A 20,604-nucleotide genomic window follows, 5' to 3' on the forward strand; every position below is an offset into this window, starting at 1 on the left:
CTTGGCGTCCGGGCGCCTCGACCGCGAGCTGGACCGCTACCTCGTCGAGGGCGAGAACGTCGTCACGATGGTGCGCCAGCACTGGTTCTCGCAGATCCGCCCGATCCTCATCTTCGTCGGTCTCCTCTTCCTCGCCACCTTCGTCGAGGCCGAGGCCCCGCAGACGCGCGGTGGCGCGATGCTCGCGAACTTCTTCTGGTATGCCGTCCTCGCCGGTGCCGGGTACCTCACGTGGCGCTACCTCAACTGGCGCCACGACTGGTTCGTCGCCACCGACAAGCGCTTCCTCCTCTTCTACGGGTTCATCCGCCGCAAGGTCGCGATGATGCCGCTCACCAAGGTCACCGACATGACCTTCGACCGGTCGGTCATGGGCCGGATCATCGGCTACGGCACGTTCCTCCTCGAGTCGGCCGGCCAGGACCAGGCGCTCGGCCACATCGAGTACGTCCCGGACGCCAACCGCCACTACCGCGCCATCTGCACCGTGCTCTTCGGGTCGGACGCCCCGCGCGACCCCGACGACGGCTGGGACGAGGGCGACGACGACGGCCGCGGTGACGGTCACGGCGGTGGTCGTGGCGGCGACGGACCCGGCCGCGGGCCCGAGGGCTGGGACGACGGGTGGCAGGACCACTGGGAGGACCCGCACGGCTGGCGCGACTACCTCGGGCGAGGTGGCGACGAGCGGGGGGCGGACGGCATACGCAACCCGGTCCGTGACCACGGCGCCGTGGCGCCGCCGCACGAGACCCTTTACCGAAGCTCCGATCTCCTGCACGCTTCTCGGTTGGAGGACACGGGTGAGATCCCCGTCATCAGGCCGCGCGGCCAGCGTCGGCCCGGACGAAAGGGAATGCGATGAGCGTCATGCGGACCAAGTCCATCGAGCAGACCATCCGCGAGGGTGACGAGCCCGAGTACCAGCTCAAGAAACGCCTCACCGCGCTCGACCTCACCGTCTTCGGTGTCGGGGTCGTCATCGGCGCCGGGATCTTCACCGTCGCCGGCCGTGCGGCCAACCAGCTCGCCGGGCCCGCGGTCATCATCTCGTTCATCGTCGCCGCGCTCTGCTGCGGGCTCGCGGCCCTCTGCTACGCCGAGTTCGCGTCGTCGATCCCGGTGTCGGGGTCGGCCTACACGTTCTCCTACGCCTCGCTCGGTGAGCTCGTCGCCTGGATCATCGGCTGGGACCTCCTGCTCGAGCTGCTGCTCGGAGCGTCGGTCGTCGCCCAGGGGTGGTCGGCCTACCTCGGGATCTTCCTCGACCACCTGGGCATCACGATCCCCGAGTCGGTGGCCTACGGGTCGTCGTTCGACCTGCCGGCGTTCCTCCTCGTGCTGGCGCTCACGGTGCTCGTGTCGATCGGCATCAAGGAGTCGCTGCGGGTCAACATGGCGCTCGTCGCGCTGAAGGTCTTCATCGTCCTCTTCGTGATCTTCGCGGGCATCGGCTACATCAAGTCCTCGAACTACTCGCCGTTCATCCCGCCGTCGCAGCCGACGGAGAGCGGCTCGACGATGGAGCAGCCGCTCATCGAGTACCTTTTCGGGTTCGCGCCGGCGGCGTTCGGCATCTCCGGGATCTTCGCTGCTGCCTCGCTCGTCTTCTTCGCCTACATCGGGTTCGACGTCGTGGCGACGACCGCCGAGGAGGCGAAGAACCCGGCGCGTGACCTGCCCCGCGGCATCATCGGCTCGCTCATCATCTGCACCGTGCTCTACTGCGCCACCGCCCTCGTGCTCACGGGCATGGTCAAGTACGACCAGCTCGCCGAGGCCGGGTCGCTCGCCGGAGCGTTCGAGCAGGTGGGCAAGCCGGCATACGCGACGCTCATCTCGGCCGGCGCGGTGGCTGGTCTGACGACGGTCGTCATGACGCTCCTCATCGGCGCCTCGCGCGTCGTCTTCGCGATGTCGCGCGACTGGCTGCTCCCGTCGGCGCTCGGCAAGGTCAACCGCCGCACCGGCACGCCGCTCAAGATCACGATCGGGCTCGGGCTGCTCGTCGCCCTCGTCGCCGCACTCACGCCGGTCGGCAAGCTCGAGTTCATGATCAACATCGGTACGCTCACGGCGTTCTTCCTCGTGTCGATCGCGGTGCCGGTGCTGCGTCGCCGCCGGCCGGACTTCGAGCGACCGTTCCGGGTGCCCTTCTCGCCGTGGCTGCCGTGGGTGTCGGCGGCGATCTGCTTCTACCTCATGCTCACGCTGCCGGTCGAGACGTGGCTGCGGTTCCTCATCTGGCTCGCGCTCGGGTTCCTCATCTACTTCGTCTACGGCTACAAGCGGTCGCGGCTCGCCGGCAGGGCCCGCGAGGGCGAGGTCCCCAGCATGACCAGCACCTGACCCCGCCAGCCGCAACTTTTGCTCCCCTTGCGGGAACGTTGAGGGTCCGGACGGAACATTTCCGTCCGGACCCTCAACTTCTCCTCCGTATGCCGGCCGTCCACAGGTCTCGCCTCGGACCGCGACCGTCCACAGGTCCGACGCAGGCACCTGGTGACGCTGCGGCCACCAGCGCACGCTCGCGGCATGACGTCACTCCTCGAACCGGCACTCATCGCCCTTGCAGCAGGACAGCACGGGCTCTTCACGACGCGACAGGCACTGCGAGCGGGCATGTCGCCCGCTGCCCTCGTGCACGCCGTCCGTGGCAAGGAGCTCCTCCACCCCGCAAGAGGCCTGTATGCCGTCAGCGCCCTCGTCGATCCCACCTCACCAGTGACGTGGCACCAGGCGCGCGCCTTCGGCGCAACCCTGCTCTGGGACGACGCCACGCTCAGCGGCAGCTCGGCAGTCCTGGCACGCGGAGTGCGCGTCTGGGGTGTGGACCTGACCACGGTCCACGTCCTGCGGCCGCTCGACCGCTCCGTTCGGGTCGGGTGCTTCCGCGTGCGGCAGTGGACCGGACAGCCCGTGACCTCGACCAGCCTCGGCCCGGCTGTCCCGCTGGCGACGGCGCTCGCCGCGCACGCGAGGGAGCATGGCGTCGTCCAGGGTGTCGTCAGTGCCGACCACGCCCTCCACGAGCGGCTCGTGACACCGGCCGAGCTGGAGGAGGCAGTGGAGGTGGTCCGTGGCTGGCGGCACGGGAGCCGTGCCATGGCGACCCTCGCGTTCGCCGACGGACGACGCGAGTCGGTGGGAGAGTCGAGGTGCGCCATCGCCCTGATGATGGCCGGGTTCACAGTCGAGCCGCAGGTGGAGATCCGCGACCGCACCGGGCACCTCGTCGGACGGGTCGACTTCCTCATCCCGGGGACCAACGTCATCGTCGAGTTCGACGGACGGCTCAAGTACGACACCGGCGACCCGTCGGTGCTGTGGGCAGAGAAGCGCCGTGAGGACGAGCTCCGACGCCTTGGCTACGTCGTCGTCCGGATCACGTGGGCAGACCTCGAGCGTCCTGGAGCCGTGACCGCGAAGGTGCGCTCGGCGCTCGCGGCGGCGTGACCGCGAAGCTGCGCTCGGCGCTCGCGGCGGCGTGACCACGAAGGTGCGCTCGGCGCTCGCGGCGGCGTGACGGCATACGGGAGTCGGTCGCCTGCGAAGAGGCGCGCCCATGCGGAGGGAAGGTTGAGGATCCGGACGGAAATGTTCCCTCCGGACCCTCAACGTTCCCTCATGGGGAGCAAAAGTTGGGGCGGGGTCAGAGGGCGGTGAGGATGTCGTCGACGCGCTGCTTGGCGTCGCCGAAGAGCATCTGCGAGTTCTCGCGGAAGAAGAGCGGGTTCTGCACCCCGGCATAGCCCGTCGCCATCGAGCGCTTGAAGACGACGACGTCGCGGGCGTTCCACACCTGGAGCACGGGCATGCCCGCGATGGGCGACGTCGGGTCCTCGGCGGCGGCCGGGTTGACCGTGTCGTTGGCACCGATGACGAGGACGACGTCCGTGGACGGGAAGTCGTCGTTGACCTCGTCCATCTCGAGCACGATGTCATAGGGCACCTTGGCCTCGGCGAGCAGCACGTTCATGTGGCCGGGCAGGCGACCCGCGACCGGGTGGATCCCGAACCGGACGTCCACCCCACGGTCACGCAGCCGCTTCGTGAGCTCGGCGACGGGGTACTGCGCCTGCGCCACCGCCATGCCGTAGCCCGGCGTGATGATGACCGACGACGCGTCGCGGAGCAGGTCGGCGGCACCCTCGGCCGTGATCTCGCGGTGTTCGCCATAGTCCTTGTCGTCGCCGAGCGTGACCTCCTGGCCGAACCCGCCGGCGATGACCGAGACGAACGAGCGGTTCATCGCGCGGCACATGATCCACGACAGGATCGCACCGGAGGCACCGACGAGCGCTCCCGTGACGATGAGCAGGTCGTTGCCGAGCATGAAGCCCGCCGCGGCCGCCGCCCACCCGGAGTACGAGTTGAGCATCGACACGACGACGGGCATGTCGCCGCCACCGATCGACGCGACGAGGTGCCAGCCGAACGCCAGCGCGATGACCGTCATGAGCAGCAGCGGCACGACCGAGTGCGACCGGACGAACCACAGCAGCAACAGCGCCGACACGACGAGCGCCGCGAGGTTGAGCCAGTGCCGGGCGGGCAGCATGAGCGGCGTCGAGGGGATCCGGGCGGAGAGCTTGAGGAACGCCACGACCGACCCGGTGAGCGTCACCGCACCGATGAACACCCCGAGGAAGACCTCGACGGAGTGGATCGTGTCGGACGCCTCGCCGACGGTGAGGTGGCTGTTGAAGCCGACGAGCACAGCCGCGAGGCCGACGAACGAGTGCAGCATCGCGACGAGCTCGGGCATCTGGGTCATCTCGACCTTGCGTGCCCGCCAGAGTCCGATCGCAGCGCCGATCGCCATGGCCAGCGCGATGAGCAGCAGTGTGGCGAGGGCGTGCTCGGACCGCGACAGCGTGAGCCACACCGTTGCGCCGAGGGCGATGACCATGCCGGTCACGCCATAGGCGTTGCCCTCCTTGGCGCTCTCGTGCTTGCTCAGCCCGGCGAGGGAGAGGACGAAGAAGACGGCAGAGACGATGTATGCCGCGGAGACCACGTTGGACGTCATCGTCGCCTCAGTCCTTCCGGAACATCTCGAGCATGCGGCCGGTCACTGCGAATCCTCCGAAGATGTTGATGCTGGCGACGAGGATGGCGAGGAACGCCAGGGTCTTGACGACGAGGTCGTCGGAGTCGATCTGCAGCAGCCCCCCGACGACGATGATCCCGCTGATGGCGTTGGTCTCGGCCATGAGCGGGGTGTGCAGGGCGTGCGACACGTTGGAGATGACATAGAAGCCGACGATGACCGCGAGCGCGAACACCGTGAAGTGGCCGAGGAAGACGGCTGGGGACGCCGACGCGACGAGGGCGAAGACGAGCGCCCCGACCGCCATCCAGAGGTACTTGAGGCGAGGGTCGCGCTTCTTGGGCGGCTCCGGCGAAGTGACCGCGGCAGCAGCCTTGGCGTCCGCGCGCTCAGCACCCGGCGCGGCCGACACCTGCACCGGCGGGGGCGGCCACAGGACGTCGCCGTCGCGGACGACCGTCATCCCCCGCTGCACCGGGTCCTCGAGGTCGAGCTCGAGGTGGCCGTCCTTCTCGGGCGTGAGCAGCTTGAGGAGGTTGACGAGGTTGGTGCCGAAGAGCTGCGACGCCTGGGTCGGCAACCGGGCCGGCAGGTCGGTGTAGCCCAGGATCGTCACCCCGTTGGGCGTGACGACCTTGCGGTCGGCGACCGAGCCGGCGACGTTGCCGCCGTTGGCCGCTGCCATGTCGACGACGACCGAGCCGGGCTTCATCGAGGCGACCATGGCCTCGTCGAGCAGTCGCGGCGCGGGTCGGCCCGGGATGAGGGCGGTCGTGATGACGATGTCGACGTCGGCGGCCTGTGCGGCGTAGAGCTCGGCGGCCTTCCTGTTGAAGTCCTCGCCGGTCTCCTTGGCGTAGCCGTCGGCCGACGGGCCGGTGTCCTCGACGTCGATCCGCAGGAACTCGGCGCCCATCGACTCGACCTGCTCGGCGACCTCGCTGCGGGCGTCGAAGGCGCGCACGACGGCACCCAGCGAGCCGGCGGTGCCGATCGCGGACAGCCCGGCGACGCCGGCCCCGACGACGAGCACCTTCGCCGGCGGCACCTTGCCCGCGGCCGTCACCTGCCCGGTGAAGACCGAGCCGAACTCGTGCGCCGCCTCGATGACCGCGCGGTAGCCGCCGATGTTGGCCATCGAGGACAGGACGTCGAGCGACTGCGCACGCGAGATGCGCGGCACCGCGTCCATCGCGAGCGCCGTCACGCCCCGCTCGGCGAGCGCGCTGACGAGCTCCGGACGCAGCGCGGGCGAGAGCAGGCTGACGAGCGTCTGCCCGGATCGCAGCCGGTGCACCTCGGCCTCGGACGGTGCGTTGATCTTGAGGATGACGTCGGTGTTCCACACGTCCTCGCCGACGATGTCCGCACCGGCGTCGACGTAGGCGGCGTCCTCGAACGACGAGAGGTGACCCGCGCCGGACTGGACGAACACGGCATACCCGAGGTCGACGATCTGTTCGACCGTCCGGGGAGTCGCCGCGACCCTCGTCTCACCCGCCAACGACTCCAACGGCACACCGATGCGCACGACACGACCTCCTGGTGAGGGACAGACACGTGACCGCGAACCTACCTGCCGAAGCGGTCGCGGGCGCGCCCGTGTGACTGCGACGACGCGGGATTCGCCTTCGGAGGCCGCCAACACCCCTCGTGGTCGCGGGTCGCACTACGGTCGTGGCCATGGAGAACTCGGCGCTCTGGATCGTCGGCGCGGTCGCCCTCGTGGTCGTCCTCGCCGCCTTCGTCTGGGTGCTGCGGCACCGCGACGACGCGGCCGTCCCCGAGCACCACCACTACGGCGCGCCCGAGGTCACCGGATCCGGCGACTCGTCGGATGGCGTCTCGACCTTCGGCAGCACCGACGACGCCCCCGTCGACGAGACCGTGCCGCTCAGCCGGCTCGGCGGCCCCGGATGGCGAGACGGTGGTGCCGTCCCCGCGACGCAGACGACCGACACGTATGCCGTCGGCTCACCCACGTGGGCCGAGGACCCTTCCGTGGACGTGACCGACTCCTCCGTCGAGCACCACGTCTCCGTCGAGTCGAGCGAGACCCGTGAGGCCGCCGACGAGGAGCTCGACCGCCGACGGGGCGGCCACTGGTGACAGGGTCAGCGCGCTGACGCGTGCGGACACGACGACGCCCCGCCGGCGATGGGCCGGCGGGGCGTCGTGTCGGTTCAGCCGTCGGAGGGGTTGAACCCCGCGCGGCGGGCCGACTCCTCGTCGTAGAACCAGACGTCCGGCTCGGCGGAGTCGTAACCCTGGGCGCCCGGGGCGCGGTAGGTCATGGTGTCGCGGTAGGCCTGGATCGGGTGGTCGAGCGGCTGCGCCCGGTCCTCGAAGGGTGCCGCCGAGCCGACGCCGAAGCCGCCGTCGCGGATCTCCTCCATCGACGAGATGCGCCGGCCGCCGGCGTCGCTGCCACTGCGGGCGTCGGAGGCCGAGCCGTCGGAACCGTCGGAACCGTCGTCGAGCGTGTTGATCCGGTCGGTGCCGTCCGGCCAGTGCGTCGCGTCGCCACCGTCGGAGGACCCGTCGGCGTTGGTGCCCGTCGTGGTGTCGCGGTCGGCGTCGGCGTTCGAGTCGCGGTCGGAGTCGCGGTCCGGGCCCGCGGCCGCTGCACCTGCTGCAGCGCCGGCTCCCGCCCCGGAACCCGCGGCAGCGGCCGTGCCCCAGTCCGACGAGCCGGAGCCGGTCGTGCCGCGGTCGCTCTGCTCGGCCGTGGACACGTCGTCCGCGTCCGGGGCGGCGTCGGCCCTGCCGGAGTCGGCGACGTCCGTGTCGCGGGAGGCGTCATCGCTCAGCGCAGCCTCGCTCGCAGAGCCGTCGTCGACAGGAGCGCGTTCACCCGCGTCCGACCGGTCACCCTCCGGCTGGTCCCACGTCTCCTCCGTGGTCGGCTCGTCGGAGCTCCAGCCGCGGTCGGACCCCGAGTCGGTGGTGACGTCCTCGTGGCCGAGGTCGTCTCGCGACCCGTCGTAGGACGCAGACCCGTCCGCCGCGTCGTCGTCCGCGGACGCGTCGGAGACGGACCGGTCGCGACCGGACTCGTCCGAGGTCGGTGAGACGCCCGGGGTCTGCTCGTCCGCGGGCAGGGGCTCGGTGGAGGCGTAGTCCTCGACGTCGCCGATGATCGTCATCTCGCCGTCCCCTGCGTTCTCGGCGGAGCGGGACGAGTCGGAGCCGTCCACACGCGAGTCGGCCACACGCGAGTCGTCTGCACCAGAGTCGTTCGCTGTGGAGTCGGCCGCGCGCGAGTCGCCCGCGTCGGAGGACGCACCGGCCGCACCGGCCGCACCCGCCGCTGTCGCACCCGCCGCTGTCGCACCCACCGCTGTCGCACCAGTCGTCGCGCCGCCGGCTCCAGAGTCGTCCGCCCGTCGCTCGTCGCCGGCCTCGTCACCGGACGCGTCGCGGGTCACGTCGTCGGAGCCCTGCGTCGCGGACCCCTCGTTCGCCGAGCGGTCGGCCCGCCCGGCGGCTGCTGCTCCGAAGAGCTCGTCATCGGTCATCGTCGTCTCCCTCGTCGTGCTCTCACCTGCGTCCGCCACGGTGGCGTCAGCGTCGTGGGCCCCATCGGGGCGGGCCTCGTCGGCCCTCGCCTCGCCCGAGACGGGCGTCCAGGCCCGGGTCTCGGGCTCGTTGTCGGCGTAGTCGACACCGGAGGCGAGGCGCGCGGAGGCCTCGTCGGGGTCGTTGTCGCGCGTGCCGGCATACGCGCTTCCGGCGGCCGCGGCGGCAGCGCCGGCCACAGTGGCACCGGTGCCCCAGCCGCGGTCGGAGCGCGAGTCCCCCGCGTCGTCGGAGGAAGGGGTGGAGGAACCGGAGGCGTCATCCGACCCCTCCCAGCGGCTCGCCTCGGGCACGTCGGCCGCCTCCACGTCAGAGGCTCGGACGTCGTCCCGCGAGTCGGAGGTCGGCGAGCCCCAGCGACTCGCCTCGGGCTCCTCGGTACCGGCCGACGTGGCAGCCGGGACCGGCTGGTGCGCACGCGTGTCGTCGAGGGGACGGACGTCGTCGTCGAGGTCCTCGGGCACCGGCCGCGGGTCGTCATCGGCGAGCTCGACGTCAGGGTCGATCTCGTCGGCTCGGCGCAGCTCCGCGTCACGCTCGAGGCGTCCGCGCTCGAGGTCGGCCTGGTGGCGACGGGCCTCCTCCTCGACCCGCTGCGCCTCGCGGGCGCTCTCCTCTGCCTGCCTGGCCCGCTCCTCCGCCTCTCGGCGGGCGAGTTCGGCGCGCTCGGTGGACTGCTGGGCGAAGACCTCCTGGCCGCGCAGCGCAGTGTCGCGCTCCTCGGCACCGGCGCGGATGCGGGCGGCCTCGGCGCGCTGCTCGTCGAGCTTGCGCCGCTTGCCCCTCGGCAGCAACCACCCGACGAGGAGAAGGAGGGCAACGATGACAAGTGCACCGATGAGGTACTTCACGGGATGTGCTCCTGACGCTCAGGTCGGGTGCGGCGGCACCCGCTCGTGCCCAAAACTACCGCCGGACCTGCACCGGTGGGGGAAGGGCCGTGCCTCGCGTCAGCCGCCCTCGCCGAGCCCCAGCTCCCCCACCGTGATCTCGCGCATCTCGACCTTGCGGACCTTGCCGGTGACCGTCATCGGGAAGTCGTCGACGATGCGGACATAGCGCGGGATCTTGTAGTGGGCGAGCCGCCCGGTGGCGTACTCCCGCACCGACTCCGCAGTCAGCGGCTCGGCCCCGTCGCGCATCCGGATCCACACCGCGAGCTCCTCGCCGTACTTCGGGTCGGGCACCCCGATGACCTGCGCGTCGACGATGTCGGGGTGGGTGTAGAGGAACTCCTCGATCTCGCGCGGATAGACGTTCTCGCCGCCGCGGATGACCATGTCCTTGATCCGCCCGGTGATCTGGACGAAGCCCTCGGCGTCCATGACCGCGAGGTCACCGGTGCGCATCCAGCCGTCGACGACGGCCTCGGCCGTCTTGTCGTCCTGACCCCAGTAGCCGAGCATCACCGAGTAGCCCTTCGTCCACAGCTCACCGGGCTCGCCGTGCGGCACCGTCTCGAGCGTCACCGGGTCGACGACCTTGACCTCGAGGTGCGGGCCGACCTGGCCGACGGTGCCCACCTTGCGGTCGAACTCGTCGTCGGTGCGGGTCTGGGTCGAGACCGGCGAGGTCTCGGTCATGCCGTAGCAGATCGTCATCTCGTCGATGCCGACCGCGATGACCTTCTTCATGAGCTCGGCCGGGCAGGTCGAGCCGGCCATGATGCCGGTCCGCACGGTGCTGAGGTCGTGGTCGCCGAACGTCGGCAGAGCCCACTCGGCGATGAACATCGTCGGCACGCCGTAGAGGCTCGTGCACCGCTCCTCCGACGTCGCCGCAAGCGTCAGCTCGGGGTCGAACCCGAGCGCGGGGATGACCATGCAGGCACCGTGCGACGTCGCCGCGAGGTTGCCCATGACCATCCCGAAGCAGTGGTAGAAGGGCACCGGGATGCAGATCCGGTCCTCCTCGGTGTAGCGGCACAGCTCGCCGACGAGGTAGCCGTTGTTGAGGATGTTGCGGTGGCTCAGTGTCGCGCCCTTGGGGAAGCCGGTCGTGCCCGAGGTGTACTGGATGTTGATCGGGTCGTCGGGCGACAGCCCGTCCGCCACCTCGCGCAGCCGGCCCTCGTCGACCTCGTCGGCGGTGGCCAGCAGGTCGGTCCAGGACTGCTGGCCGAGGACCCACACCTGCTCGAGGTCGGGGCAGTCGTCGCGGACCTCGCCCACCATCGCGACGTAGTCGGACGTCTTGAACGACGGCGCGACGACGAGACCGCGTATGCCGGCCTGCGTGAGCACATAGCCCAGCTCGTGCGAGCGGTAGGCCGGGTTGATGTTGACGAGGATGATGCCGACCTTCGCCGTCGCGTACTGGACGACGGTCCACTCCGCGCAGTTCGGCGCCCAGATGCCCACCCGGTCGCCGGTACGCAGGCCGGCGGCGAGGAACGCCCTGGCGAGCCGGTCGACCTCGGCGCCGAGGACGGCATACGTCCACCGGATCCCTTGGGCGCGGTCGACGAGCGCCTCGCGGTCGCCGTGCCGCGCGACGGCCGCGTCGAGGTTCGCCCCGATCGTCTCGTCGAGCAGCGGTGGCTCGGTCGGTCCGGTCGAGTGCGACAGGGTCGGGTCGGTGGTCACCATCGCGCGAGTCGCTCCTTCTCGGCCAAGGGCTCCCTGGCGTCGGTCTCGAACTCAGAACGTACCCCCGTCGCAGCCCCCTGTGGGTAGGGTCTCGGCATGGAAGCGAGCGAGGGTGACGAGATCCCCGAGGGCGCAGTCGTCGTCGGCATCGGCAACAGCGACCGGGACGCCGAGTGCCTCACCTGGGCGGGCAGCTCGGCCCAGCGCTCCGGCAGCCCGCTGCACATCCTCCACGCCCACGAGCTCGGGGCCGAGCTGTCCGCGATCGACCCGGTCGCCGGCAACGCCATCTCGCTCGGGCCGGAAGGCGACATCGGCAACGCGAGCCTGCTCGACGAGACCCTCGCGCAGGCACGGGAGCGCTGGCCCGACGTGCCGGTGACCGGCAGCCTGCCCTTCGCCCGGCCCGAGCAGGCCCTCATCGACGCCTCGCGCACCGCGCGGCTCGTCGTCGTCGGAGCTGCTCGCGCCGGAGCCCTCCAGCGTCTCGGGCTCGGCCGCCCGTCGCTCGCTGCGGCCATGCACGCCTCCTCCCCCGTCGTCATCGTCCCGCAGGGGGCCCGCGCGGAGTCCGACGGCCCCGTCGTCGTCGGCATCGACGGCTCGGCGCACAGCGCGGCCGCAGCCGAACGCGCCTTCTGGATCGCCGACCTGCGCAAGGTCCCGCTCGTCGCCATCACGGCGTGGAACGTCGAGGTCGTCGACGGCATGGTCGTCACGACGCCGGGCACCGACGCCTGGAAGCAGGTCGAGGCGAAGTACCGCGCCGTCGCCGACCGCATCGTCGAGCCGTTGCGGTCCCGGCACCCCGATGTCGACTGCACCGTCGAGGTCGTGCGCGGTGCGCCGGCCAAGGTGCTGGCGGAGCGCTCGGCCGACGCCGGCCTGCTCGTCATGGGGACGCGCGGCCGTGGCGGGTTCGCCGGCATGCTGCTCGGCTCGCAGAGCCACAAGGTCCTCGAGACGGCGGCGTCGCCGGTCATGCTCGTGCGCGCTCCGCAGCCGGACTGACCCGGGTGCGCAGGCACGACCGCTTCGACGGACACATCGCCGGCATCGGCTCGGCCTCGGGCACCCGGGTGGTCGTGGGCCACTGGCACTCGACGCCCCTCGGCTCCTTCAGCGACGCCATGGTCGAGACCGCGACCGGCCACCGTGTGCTCCTCGCACCGACCGAGGCCGCGGTCGACTACATCACCTCGACCTACGTCTTCGACGAGGTACGGCTGGAACCGTTGTCCTGCACCACTGCTCAGTCGTCCTGGGCCGTCCGTTCCCCCTCCCTCTCCCTCGACCTCACGGTCGGATCCCGTATGCCGTTGGGCTGGGTCCTGCGCATGGTGCCGCGCCGGCTCGGAGCGAGCCCGCTGTGGGCGCGGCTCGTCGACCCGGTCGCGCGCGTCGTCGTCCCGGGCGTGCGGACCGTCGGCACGGCCCTCGAGGGACGGCGCGAGTTCTATGGCGCCACCGACCTGCGACGGGTCACGGCGATGTCCGGGTCGTTCGACGGGGCGCCCCTCGGCGCGCTCGCGGACATCGACCCGCCCTGTCGCTTCGGGTTCTCCTCGACACCGCGGACGCCGTCGGTGACGACCGTCGTCACCACCGTGGTCACGCACACCTGAGAGCTGCGCGAGAGCCCACCTCCCGCTCGACATGCGGATCCGGGCCGCTGCGGATACGGTCGTCCCGGGTCGGCCAGGGGGGACGCTCATCCCGGTGGGGGGCGAGGCGATCTCGGCGACCCGACGAGGAGCATCCCGTGAAGATCCATGCCCGCAGGACCGCCGCCGCGCTCGCCGGCGCCGGTGCCGCGCTCGCCCTGACGGTGTCGATGGCGCCGCAGGCGCTCGCGAACTCGTTCAACCTCCAGATCGCAGCCGGTGGCTACGGCTACGACGACGGTGCCGACCGCTTCTGCATCGTCGCCCATCCGGGCCGGTCCATCTCGACAACACTGACGCCGGACTACGCCAGCCGGGGACCCTCGCGCTCCCTCAGCGCCAGCAACGGGCGCAGTGACTGCGCGAGCCTCGCCACGGCATACGAGGACTCGGGCTACACCGCCCGGGTCAGCGGGACGTCGAGCATCACGGAGTCGGTGCACTTCTTCAGCTGACCGCGCCTCCGGGGCCGGCGCCCGCGTCGCGCCGGTCCCGGGGCGACGCGAGCCACGCCACGACGAAACGCACACGCGGACGGCATACGGCGCCTGAGAGGATGCGGACATGCGCCGCATCGTCCAGAGCAAAAAGCTCCAGCACGTCCGCTACGACGTGAGGGGGCCGATCCTCGTCGAGGCCCAGCGGCTCGAGGCCGAGGGGCACAAGATCCTCAAGCTCAACATCGGCAACACGGCGCCGTTCGGCTTCGAGGCGCCCGAGGCGATCCTCGCGGACATCATCCACAACCTGCCGGAGGCCCAGGGCTACAGCGACTCGCGCGGGATCTACTCGGCGCGCACGGCGGTCGCGCAGTACTACCAGTCGCGTGGGCTCACCGAGACGACCGTCGAGGACGTCTTCATCGGCAACGGCGTCTCCGAGCTCATCTCGATGGTGCTCCAGGCGTTCGTCGACGACGGCAACGAGATCCTCATCCCCGCGCCCGACTACCCCCTGTGGACCGGCGCGGTGGCGCTGTCCGGCGGGACGCCGGTGCACTACCGGTGCGACGAGGAGAACGGGTGGAACCCCGACCTCGACGACATCGAGTCCAAGATCACCGAAAACACCCACGCGCTCGTCGTCATCAACCCCAACAACCCGACCGGCGCCGTCTACTCGGAGGAGATCGTCCGCGGGCTCGTCGACATCGCGCGCCGCCACCAGCTCGTCCTCATGGCCGACGAGATCTACGAGAAGATCCTCTACGCCGACGACGCGGTGACGCCGGTGCACCACCACGTCGCGAGCCACGCCGAGGACGACGTCCTCTGCCTCACCTTCAGCGGGCTGTCGAAGGCCTACCGCGTGTGCGGCTACCGCGCCGGCTGGGTCATGGTCTCGGGGCCGAAGCACCTGGCCGAGGACTTCCTCGAGGGCCTCACCCTGCTCGCCAACATGCGCATGTGCGCGAACGTGCCTGCGCAGCACGCGATCCAGACCGCGCTCGGTGGCTACCAGTCGATCAACGAGCTCATCGTCCCGGGTGGGCGCTTCTACGAGCAGATCAAGCTCGCCAACCGGCTGCTCAACGAGATCCCCGGCGTGACGTCGGTCGAGCCGCACGGCGCGCTCTACTGCTTCCCGCGGCTCGACACGGAGATGTATCCCATCGATGACGACCAGCAGTTCGTCATCGACCTGCTGCGCGCCAAGAAGATCCTCGTCACCCACGGCACCGGCTTCAACTGGTTCGAGCCCGACCACTTCCGGCTCGTCACCCTCCCCGACACCGAGGTGCTCACCGAGGCCGTCGGCCGGATCGCGGAGTACCTCGAGACGATCCGCCGCTGACGTGGGCAGCCCTGCGGGACAGCCTGATGCGACGCTCCTCCTCGGGATCGCCGTCGGTGGTGTCGTGGGTTCCCTGGGCCGGTATGCCGTGGGGCTGGCGCTGCCGCACCCGGTCGGCTCGTTCCCGTGGTCGACGCTCCTCGTCAACCTCAGCGGGGCGCTCGCGATGGGCCTGCTCGTGGCATTCCTCCTCGATCGGCCCGGGGCACACCGGCTGGCACGTCCGGTCGTGGGTGTCGGGATGCTCGGAGGTTGGACGACGTTCTCGGCGTTCGCTGTCGACGTCGTGACGCTGCTCGACGCAGGGCACGGCGGTGAGGCAGGGGCCTACGTCCTGGCATCCTTCCTCGGGGGCGTGCTGGCCGTGACGGTGGGATCCGTTGCGGGGCAACGCATCTGGAGGATGGCCGAGTGACTGCACTCTTCGTCGCCGTGGGCGCGGCCGTGGGGGCACCACTGCGCTACCTCGTGAACCACTGGCTGCGGCAGCGGTTCGGTGCGACTCCGACGGCCGGGACGCTCGCCGTCAACGTGATCGGCTCGTTGGTGCTCGGCGTGGCGGTCGGCGCCGGCGTGAACGGGTCGCCCCTGGCCCTGGTCGGGACAGGGTTCTGCGGTGCGCTCACGACGTTCTCGACGTTGGCGCTGGAGCTGCAGGACGCGTTCGCGGACGAGCGCCCGCGAGACGCCGTGGTCAACGTCGCCCTCAGCCTCGTGCTGGGCGTCGGAGCGGCGTGGCTGGGATGGACGGTGGCGTCGTGAGCCCACGGGTGCACGCCATCCACATCGCGCCGGGGCGCAAGGTGCCGACCCGGCCGGTCGAGTCGGTGAAGGCCGAGGCCGGAGCGGGGCTCGTCGGCGACCGCTACCACGGCAGCCGGCACCGGCACGTCACCGTGCAGGCGCTCGACGAGATCAAGGCGGCCGCCCGCGACCTCGGCCGGGAGATCCCGCTCGGGGCGACCCGTCGCAACCTCACGATCACCTCCGGGCCGATCCCGACGCGCCCCGGAGAGCGGATGCGCATCGGCGACGTCGAGCTCGAGGTCGTGCGGATCGCGGCGCCGTGCCGCCTTCTCGACGACTGGATCGGCGTGGGCGCGATGAAGGCGATGCACGCGCGCGGCGGCACGGTCTTCCGGCTGCTGGGGTCCGGGACGATCAGCGTCGGGGACGAGGTCCGGTTCGACTGAGAAGGGCGGGCCGGGAGGCGAGGTGTGCCCGGTTGGGGCACGCGTGCCTCAGGTGGGGTCGGGTCGCGGCACCCGCTCCGCGAGGGCGGGCGGAGCCTGGATGCAGTAGGAGTCGGTGAGGAGCTCCTCGAGCTCGGCCCAGTCGGTGTCGTCGTCGAGCAGCAGGCCGACGACGTTGCTCCCCCAGCTCGCCTTGAAGTAGGGCTCGCCCATGTGCTGGAAGGCCATGACCTCGTCGGGCTCGGCGCGGAAGGTGATGCGGAACCGCTGGTCCTCACCGCCGAAGACGTGCGCGACCGTGGCCGACCGGACCTTCCAGGCCATGCCGACCCAGGCGTCGTGCTCGCGCACCTCGGGGAAGGCCCCGACGATCGCCGAGAGCCGCTCCACCCAGTCGCGCGGCACGTCGGGGCGCGTCGAGCTGGTCACGGTCGACAGGCTAGGACGTCCCACCGACAGCGTGCGCCGCCGGACGCCGCTCGCGCTCGACCTCAGCCCTGTTGCTCCCAGGTCGCGCGGGCTCCGGCGTCCCCGGTGAGGAAGGCGTAGGCGAGCGTCGCCAGGGAGACGAGCACCACAAGGACCGGCAGGCCCGTCTCCAACCACGACGCCGCACGCTCCTTGGCGCCGCGGCCGCTCGCGAACCCGGAGGGTCCGCCGAGCAGCCCAGCGGCTGCGGCGGTCACGACGAGCAGCCCGAGGGTCACCAGCGACAGGGTCTCACCGCGCTCCTGGTGCTCGTCGATCGCCGCGAGCACCGGGTTGTCCGCCGGCAGCGACGCGTACCGGGAGTCGAAGAAGGCGTCACCGCTGATCCGGGCCAGCCACACCGTGGCCGTCGCCATGACGGCGAGGACGAGCGCAGGCCACCGCGTGAGGTAGCGCCACCGCGGGACCACTCCGAGGAGGATCGCCGCGAGGGCCGCCAACGGGGCGAAGACGACCGCGCCGTGAACGACGAGCACGTGGGCCGGGAGACCGTTGATGTCCATGGGTGCACCTGCCTGTCGGTTCGGCACGAGGACCTCCAGTCTCCCGCCTCTCCGCCCTCTCGCCCGCGATTCCGGCGAGCTCGCCTCTGACACAGGTATGCCGGCCGCTCGAGGTGAGCGGCCGGCATACCGGATCGTGCGGGTCAGGACCGCAGCGTCACTGGACGACTCCCAGGGCGTTGACGATGCCGTCGCCGTAGAAGGAGTTGAAGTCCGCCGTGCCGACGCAGGTCGCCGTGAACTCGGCCGAACGGCCCTCGGGCTCGTAGGAGCGGGTGGGCGCGTTGCAGGCGTGGTCGGTGGCCGTGCCCATGAGCAGGGCCTTCGTGGTGTCGGGCGCGAGCGAGAAGCTCCCTGCATCCGCCCCGGTGCCGTGCGCGGCGACCGCGAGCGCGGCCACACCGGCGGCGTGCGGGGACGCCATCGACGTGCCCTGGTACCAGGCGTAGTAGGAGCAGGTCGCCTTCTGGTCCGGCTGGCGGCGGTCGGTGCACTGCTTGATGACACCGTTGACGCGACCGGGCTGGGTGATGTTGCCGTTCTTGTCGACCTCGCCCGTGTTGCGCAGGGAGGACAGCGAGACCGACGACAGGATGAGGTTGCCGTTGGTGCGGTAGGTCTCGGTGCCGATGCCGTCGCGGTACCAGCCACCGGGGGCCGACACCTCGAGCTCGCCGGACGTGAGGTCGGTGGCGTAGTTCGAGTAGTCCGCCTTCTCACCCGTCGGGCCGAGCGCGGAGACGCCGATGACGTGCGGGCCCTCGACCGGGAGGTCCCAGCAGGTCTCGTTGTCGATCGTGCGCGGGTGCTCGGTGCCGCCCGGGTAGTCGGGGCTCGTGAGGTCCGTGCGCGGGTTGCTGAGGTCCTCGTGGTTGTTGCCGAGGGCGCCGACGAGCGTGACGTCCCTGGAGTGCGCGTAGTCGAGCGCCCGCGTCATGGCGGCGATGATGACGTCCTGCTCCATCGCCTCCTCGGCGCTGTCCTCGGGGGCGCCACCGGCACAGTTGTAGAGCCACGGGTCGACGTAGAACGACATGTTGACGACGTCGAGACCGGTGTCACCGGCATACGTCAGGGCGTTGACGACCGGGCCGAGGAAGAAGTAGCCGCTGTCCTGGCCGCCGCGGATGTTGACGAGGTCGACGTCCGGGGCGACACCACTGAGACCGAACCCGTTGAGTGCCGCGCCGATGGTGCCGGCGACGTGGGTGCCGTGGCCGTCGTCGTCGACGTTCGCCGGGTCGACGCACGACGCCACCTCGCACGGCCCGTCGATGTCGGGCATGTCGGTGGTGAAGTTGCGCGAGAGCGCGGAGTCGAAGTTCGCGGCGAGGTCGAGGTGGGTGCCGTCGACGCCGGTGTCGAGGATGCCGACGCGGACCTTGTCGCCCTTCTCGATGGCGTGGGCCTCGAACGCGTGGATCATCTCCATGCCCCAGAGGTGGCCGTCGAGGGGGTCGTGCCCGGCGGGCGGCGTGGGCGTGGACTTGTAGGTGCCGTTGGTCCTCGTCCGGTCGAAGACGTGCTCCTGCTCGACCGGGTCCGGACCCTTGGCGCGTGTCGGGGCCGCGCCGATCGAGCGTTCACGGGCGGCGCCCTCGACGCCCGACATCGAGCGTGCCGCGCGGAGCACGTCCCCCGAGCCCTTGACGGTGACGAGGCCGATCGCCCTGTTGACCGACGTCACGGTTCCCCCGGCCCGCTTGAGCCGGTCGGCGATGGCGCCGACGTTCGCGCCCTGGTCGGCCAGGACGACGAAGGTGCCGCTGTCTGCCGTCGTCGCCGTTGAGGCGCCGGGGACGGCGGTGGCGGTGGCGGTGCCGGCGATGGCGGCGACGAGCGCTGCCGTCCCGGCCAGCGCGGTCATGCGAGATCGTCGCATGGGTTCCTCCTCAGGGGTCGGGTGTGCCCCTTTGCACACCTCGGCGACCAACCTAGGGGCCGCGCCCCCGGCGGGGACAGGGGTAGCAGTGACCAGATTCGGCCTATGCTTCGCGGATGCCCAAGCGTGCCCGCACCGGTCCCGTGCCGGACGTCTTCGAGACGTTCGCGCACCGGGTCGACGAGGAGGAGCACGCCTCCGGACCGCTGGAGGTCGGGCAGGTCGCCCGGGGCGCCGGGGTCTCGCTGGGCCTCATGGTGCTCACCGCGGTCGCGTTCGTCCTCGGCTTCTGGACCGGCACGCAGAACGAGCCCGACCTCGCCTACGACCACCTCGTGTGGGAGGGGATCATCAAGGTCGGGTTCGCCCTGCTGTGCGGGCTGCTCGCCGCGGCCGTCGTGCTCGCCCTCGCGACGGTGGCGATCGGCGTGCCGTGGGTGCGCCGCCAGCGTGAACGGCGTCGCCGACGCGGCTGAGCCGAGCGCTGAGCCGGGCGCGGGCGCGACTTCGGGTGGGAACCTCGCCCCTCGCAGCACAACCGTTCCCACCTGAGGTGCGAGGAACCCACTCCAGGCGGGAAAGTCGTTACTTGAGCTGGCTGGAGCTCATGCCGAGGAGGCGACGGGCGACGACGAGCAGCTGGATCTGCTGCGTGCCCTCGAAGATATCGAGGATCTTGGAGTCGCGGGCCCACTTCTCGAGCAGCTCGCGCTCGGCGTAGCCCGTCGCACCCGCCAGCTCGACGCACGCCAGCGACACGTCGACGCAGGTGCGCCCGGCCTTGGCCTTGGCCATCGACGCCTCCATCGAGTTCGGCCGGCCGTTGTCTGCCATCCACGCCGCCCGCAGGGTGAGCGCGTGCGCCGCCTCGTACTCGGCCTCCATCTGGAGCAGCCGTGCCGCCGCGTGCGACTGCACGTATGCCGGCCGGTCCCAGTCGACCGTGACCCCTGCCTTCGCGAGGAGCTCGGTCGTGAGGTCGAGGCACGCGCGAGTCAGGCCGAGGGCCATCGCGGCGACGAGCGGGCGGGTGTTGTCGAAGGTCTGCATGGCACCGCCGAAGCCCCCCTCGATCCGGATCTCCGGGTCGCCGAGCAGGTCCTCGGCGGGCACGCGACAGTCGTCGAGGACGAAGGCGGCGGTGTCGGAGGCGCGGATGCCGAGCTTGTGCTCGAGCCGGACGAGCCGGAGCCCGGGGTTGTCACGCCGCACGACGAACGACTTGATGGCCTGCTTGCCGAGGCTCCGGTCGAGCGTCGCCCACACGACGACGAGCTCGGCGCGCTCACCGGCGGTGACATAGATCTTCTCGCCGTTGAGGACGTACTCGTCGCCGTCCTTCACCGCGGTCGTCCGGATCGCTCCGGAGTCCGAGCCGGTCTCGGGCTCGGTGATCGCCATCGCGGCCCACTGGCCGGCATACCGCTTCTTCTGCTCGTCGTTCGCGACGGCGGCGATGGCCGCGTTGCCGAGACCCTGGCGCGGGATCGAGAGGGTGAGCCCGACGTCGCCGCGGCAGGTCTCGAGGATCGAGAGCGCCGACGAGAGGTTGGAGCCGTTGCGCACCTTCGACCCGGCGGGGTGGCTGCGGCCCGAGCCGACGGCGGCGACCTCACCCTCGCGCTCGCCCTCGGTGTCGGTGGCGCGGGTGCTGCTCGACGCGCCGGCACCCTGGCCGGCGCCCGAGCTGCTCAGCCCGTCGATGACGGCGGAGATGAGGTCGAGCTCGCGCGGGTACTCGTGCTCGGCGAGGTCGTACTTGCGCGAGATGGGGCGGAAGACCTCCTCCGCCATGCCGCGTGCCTGCTCGACGAGCGGTCGGAACTTCCGGGGAACCTCGAGATCGATCATGGTCCAGT

At 71.0% G+C, this 20,604-nt stretch carries 20 protein-coding genes; 12 read left to right on the forward strand and 8 right to left on the reverse strand.

The genetic code is table 11. The features are described 5' to 3' along the window. The first annotated feature begins 1 nt into the window (after nucleotide 1). The 3 genes from ACOJV7_RS05640 (at nucleotide 2) to ACOJV7_RS05650 (ending at nucleotide 3,456) form a co-directional block, all read left to right on the forward strand. Nucleotides 2-865 (forward strand): PH domain-containing protein, encoded by an 864-nt coding sequence (locus ACOJV7_RS05640; protein ID WP_420189152.1) that lies wholly within the window; start codon nucleotides 2-4, stop codon nucleotides 863-865. Beyond that, nucleotides 862-2,349, forward strand: a complete 1,488-nt coding sequence (locus tag ACOJV7_RS05645) for an APC family permease (RefSeq protein ID WP_420189153.1) — start codon at nucleotides 862-864, stop codon at nucleotides 2,347-2,349. The genes ACOJV7_RS05640 and ACOJV7_RS05645 overlap by 4 nt, the downstream gene beginning before the upstream one ends. 186 nt (nucleotides 2,350-2,535) lie before the next feature. Beyond that, entirely contained in the window at nucleotides 2,536-3,456 is a 921-nt protein-coding gene (locus tag ACOJV7_RS05650) for a type IV toxin-antitoxin system AbiEi family antitoxin domain-containing protein (RefSeq protein WP_420189154.1), read from the forward strand. 196 nt (nucleotides 3,457-3,652) lie between these two features. On the opposite strand, the gene pntB is transcribed toward ACOJV7_RS05650, so the two are convergent. Further along, a complete protein-coding gene (gene pntB, locus ACOJV7_RS05655; protein WP_420189155.1) occupies nucleotides 3,653-5,032 on the reverse strand; it encodes a Re/Si-specific NAD(P)(+) transhydrogenase subunit beta in 1,380 nt (459 codons plus the stop codon). A 7-nt stretch (nucleotides 5,033-5,039) separates the two neighbouring features. Continuing rightward, nucleotides 5,040-6,584 (reverse strand): Re/Si-specific NAD(P)(+) transhydrogenase subunit alpha, encoded by a 1,545-nt coding sequence (locus ACOJV7_RS05660; RefSeq protein WP_420189156.1) that lies wholly within the window; start codon nucleotides 6,582-6,584, stop codon nucleotides 5,040-5,042. Nucleotides 6,585-6,736: 152 nt separating this feature from the next. Here ACOJV7_RS05660 and ACOJV7_RS05665 point away from each other — a divergent pair, with 152 nt between their 5' ends. Continuing rightward, entirely contained in the window at nucleotides 6,737-7,162 is a 426-nt protein-coding gene (locus tag ACOJV7_RS05665) for a hypothetical protein (RefSeq protein ID WP_420189157.1), read from the forward strand. Nucleotides 7,163-7,236: 74 nt separating this feature from the next. Here the strand turns inward: ACOJV7_RS05665 and ACOJV7_RS05670 are convergent, their stop codons facing one another. Next, nucleotides 7,237-9,483 carry a sunset domain-containing protein gene (locus ACOJV7_RS05670; protein ID WP_420189158.1) on the reverse strand — a complete coding sequence of 749 codons (2,247 nt, stop codon included), beginning with the start codon at nucleotides 9,481-9,483 and terminating at the stop codon, nucleotides 7,237-7,239. 99 nt (nucleotides 9,484-9,582) lie between these two features. Beyond that, nucleotides 9,583-11,220: an AMP-binding protein gene (locus ACOJV7_RS05675; protein WP_420189159.1), complete on the reverse strand. Its 1,638-nt coding sequence runs from the start codon at nucleotides 11,218-11,220 to the stop codon at nucleotides 9,583-9,585. Nucleotides 11,221-11,316: 96 nt separating this feature from the next. Between ACOJV7_RS05675 and ACOJV7_RS05680 the strand changes: the two genes are divergently transcribed. The 7 genes from ACOJV7_RS05680 (at nucleotide 11,317) to ACOJV7_RS05710 (ending at nucleotide 15,871) form a co-directional block, all read left to right on the forward strand. Then, nucleotides 11,317-12,231, forward strand: a complete 915-nt coding sequence (locus tag ACOJV7_RS05680; RefSeq protein WP_420189160.1) for a universal stress protein — start codon at nucleotides 11,317-11,319, stop codon at nucleotides 12,229-12,231. 5 nt (nucleotides 12,232-12,236) lie between these two features. Then, on the forward strand, nucleotides 12,237-12,845 hold the full coding sequence (locus ACOJV7_RS05685; RefSeq protein ID WP_420189161.1) for a hypothetical protein: 609 nt from the start codon (nucleotides 12,237-12,239) through the stop codon (nucleotides 12,843-12,845). A 137-nt stretch (nucleotides 12,846-12,982) separates the two neighbouring features. Next, the gene (locus ACOJV7_RS05690; protein WP_420189162.1) at nucleotides 12,983-13,339 is read left to right on the forward strand and encodes a hypothetical protein; all 357 of its coding nucleotides are present in this window, start codon (nucleotides 12,983-12,985) and stop codon (nucleotides 13,337-13,339) included. 109 nt (nucleotides 13,340-13,448) lie between these two features. After that, nucleotides 13,449-14,678: a pyridoxal phosphate-dependent aminotransferase gene (locus ACOJV7_RS05695; RefSeq protein WP_420189163.1), complete on the forward strand. Its 1,230-nt coding sequence runs from the start codon at nucleotides 13,449-13,451 to the stop codon at nucleotides 14,676-14,678. 1 nt (nucleotide 14,679) lies between these two features. Then, nucleotides 14,680-15,093: a fluoride efflux transporter FluC gene (locus tag ACOJV7_RS05700; protein ID WP_420189164.1), complete on the forward strand. Its 414-nt coding sequence runs from the start codon at nucleotides 14,680-14,682 to the stop codon at nucleotides 15,091-15,093. Further along, complete coding sequence (locus ACOJV7_RS05705) at nucleotides 15,090-15,440, forward strand: fluoride efflux transporter FluC (RefSeq protein WP_420189165.1); 351 nt, start codon at nucleotides 15,090-15,092, stop codon at nucleotides 15,438-15,440. Before ACOJV7_RS05700 ends, ACOJV7_RS05705 begins: the two co-directional genes overlap by 4 nt. Further along, on the forward strand, nucleotides 15,437-15,871 hold the full coding sequence (locus ACOJV7_RS05710) for an MOSC domain-containing protein (protein WP_420189166.1): 435 nt from the start codon (nucleotides 15,437-15,439) through the stop codon (nucleotides 15,869-15,871). The genes ACOJV7_RS05705 and ACOJV7_RS05710 overlap by 4 nt, the downstream gene beginning before the upstream one ends. Nucleotides 15,872-15,919: 48 nt before the next feature. On the opposite strand, the gene ACOJV7_RS05715 is transcribed toward ACOJV7_RS05710, so the two are convergent. The 3 genes from ACOJV7_RS05715 to ACOJV7_RS05725 form a co-directional block, all read right to left on the reverse strand. Then, nucleotides 15,920-16,300, reverse strand: coding sequence for an MmcQ/YjbR family DNA-binding protein (locus tag ACOJV7_RS05715; RefSeq protein WP_420189167.1), 381 nt, complete (start codon nucleotides 16,298-16,300; stop codon nucleotides 15,920-15,922). A 62-nt stretch (nucleotides 16,301-16,362) separates the two neighbouring features. Next, the gene (locus tag ACOJV7_RS05720; protein ID WP_420189168.1) at nucleotides 16,363-16,863 is read right to left on the reverse strand and encodes a hypothetical protein; all 501 of its coding nucleotides are present in this window, start codon (nucleotides 16,861-16,863) and stop codon (nucleotides 16,363-16,365) included. Between the two features lie 157 nt (nucleotides 16,864-17,020). Next, the gene (locus ACOJV7_RS05725; RefSeq protein WP_420189169.1) at nucleotides 17,021-18,745 is read right to left on the reverse strand and encodes a S8 family serine peptidase; all 1,725 of its coding nucleotides are present in this window, start codon (nucleotides 18,743-18,745) and stop codon (nucleotides 17,021-17,023) included. Nucleotides 18,746-18,861: 116 nt separating this feature from the next. Between ACOJV7_RS05725 and ACOJV7_RS05730 the strand changes: the two genes are divergently transcribed. After that, nucleotides 18,862-19,221 carry a hypothetical protein gene (locus ACOJV7_RS05730; RefSeq protein ID WP_420189170.1) on the forward strand — a complete coding sequence of 120 codons (360 nt, stop codon included), beginning with the start codon at nucleotides 18,862-18,864 and terminating at the stop codon, nucleotides 19,219-19,221. A 109-nt stretch (nucleotides 19,222-19,330) separates the two neighbouring features. On the opposite strand, the gene ACOJV7_RS05735 is transcribed toward ACOJV7_RS05730, so the two are convergent. Then, a complete protein-coding gene (locus ACOJV7_RS05735) occupies nucleotides 19,331-20,596 on the reverse strand; it encodes an acyl-CoA dehydrogenase family protein (protein ID WP_420189171.1) in 1,266 nt (421 codons plus the stop codon). Between the last annotated feature and the right edge of the window lie 8 nt (nucleotides 20,597-20,604).

The sequence above is a fragment of the Knoellia tibetensis genome, from assembly GCF_048606415.1.
GTDB lineage: Bacteria > Actinomycetota > Actinomycetes > Actinomycetales > Dermatophilaceae > Knoellia > Knoellia tibetensis.

Excerpts from the sequence above, each read along its gene's own strand:
- ACOJV7_RS05695 (WP_420189163.1), top strand. The coding sequence starts at position 13,449 with ATGCGCCGCATCGTCCAGAGCAAAAAGCTCCAGCACGTCCGCTACGAC.
- ACOJV7_RS05680 (WP_420189160.1), top strand. The coding sequence starts at position 11,317 with ATGGAAGCGAGCGAGGGTGACGAGATCCCCGAGGGCGCAGTCGTCGTC.
- ACOJV7_RS05730 (WP_420189170.1), top strand. The coding sequence starts at position 18,862 with ATGCCCAAGCGTGCCCGCACCGGTCCCGTGCCGGACGTCTTCGAGACG.
- ACOJV7_RS05645 (WP_420189153.1), top strand. The coding sequence starts at position 862 with ATGAGCGTCATGCGGACCAAGTCCATCGAGCAGACCATCCGCGAGGGT.
- ACOJV7_RS05665 (WP_420189157.1), top strand. The coding sequence starts at position 6,737 with ATGGAGAACTCGGCGCTCTGGATCGTCGGCGCGGTCGCCCTCGTGGTC.
- pntB (WP_420189155.1), bottom strand. The coding sequence starts at position 5,032 with ATGACGTCCAACGTGGTCTCCGCGGCATACATCGTCTCTGCCGTCTTC.
- ACOJV7_RS05725 (WP_420189169.1), bottom strand. The coding sequence starts at position 18,745 with ATGCGACGATCTCGCATGACCGCGCTGGCCGGGACGGCAGCGCTCGTC.
- ACOJV7_RS05650 (WP_420189154.1), top strand. The coding sequence starts at position 2,536 with ATGACGTCACTCCTCGAACCGGCACTCATCGCCCTTGCAGCAGGACAG.
- ACOJV7_RS05735 (WP_420189171.1), bottom strand. The coding sequence starts at position 20,596 with ATGATCGATCTCGAGGTTCCCCGGAAGTTCCGACCGCTCGTCGAGCAG.
- ACOJV7_RS05720 (WP_420189168.1), bottom strand. The coding sequence starts at position 16,863 with ATGGACATCAACGGTCTCCCGGCCCACGTGCTCGTCGTTCACGGCGCG.
- ACOJV7_RS05675 (WP_420189159.1), bottom strand. The coding sequence starts at position 11,220 with ATGGTGACCACCGACCCGACCCTGTCGCACTCGACCGGACCGACCGAG.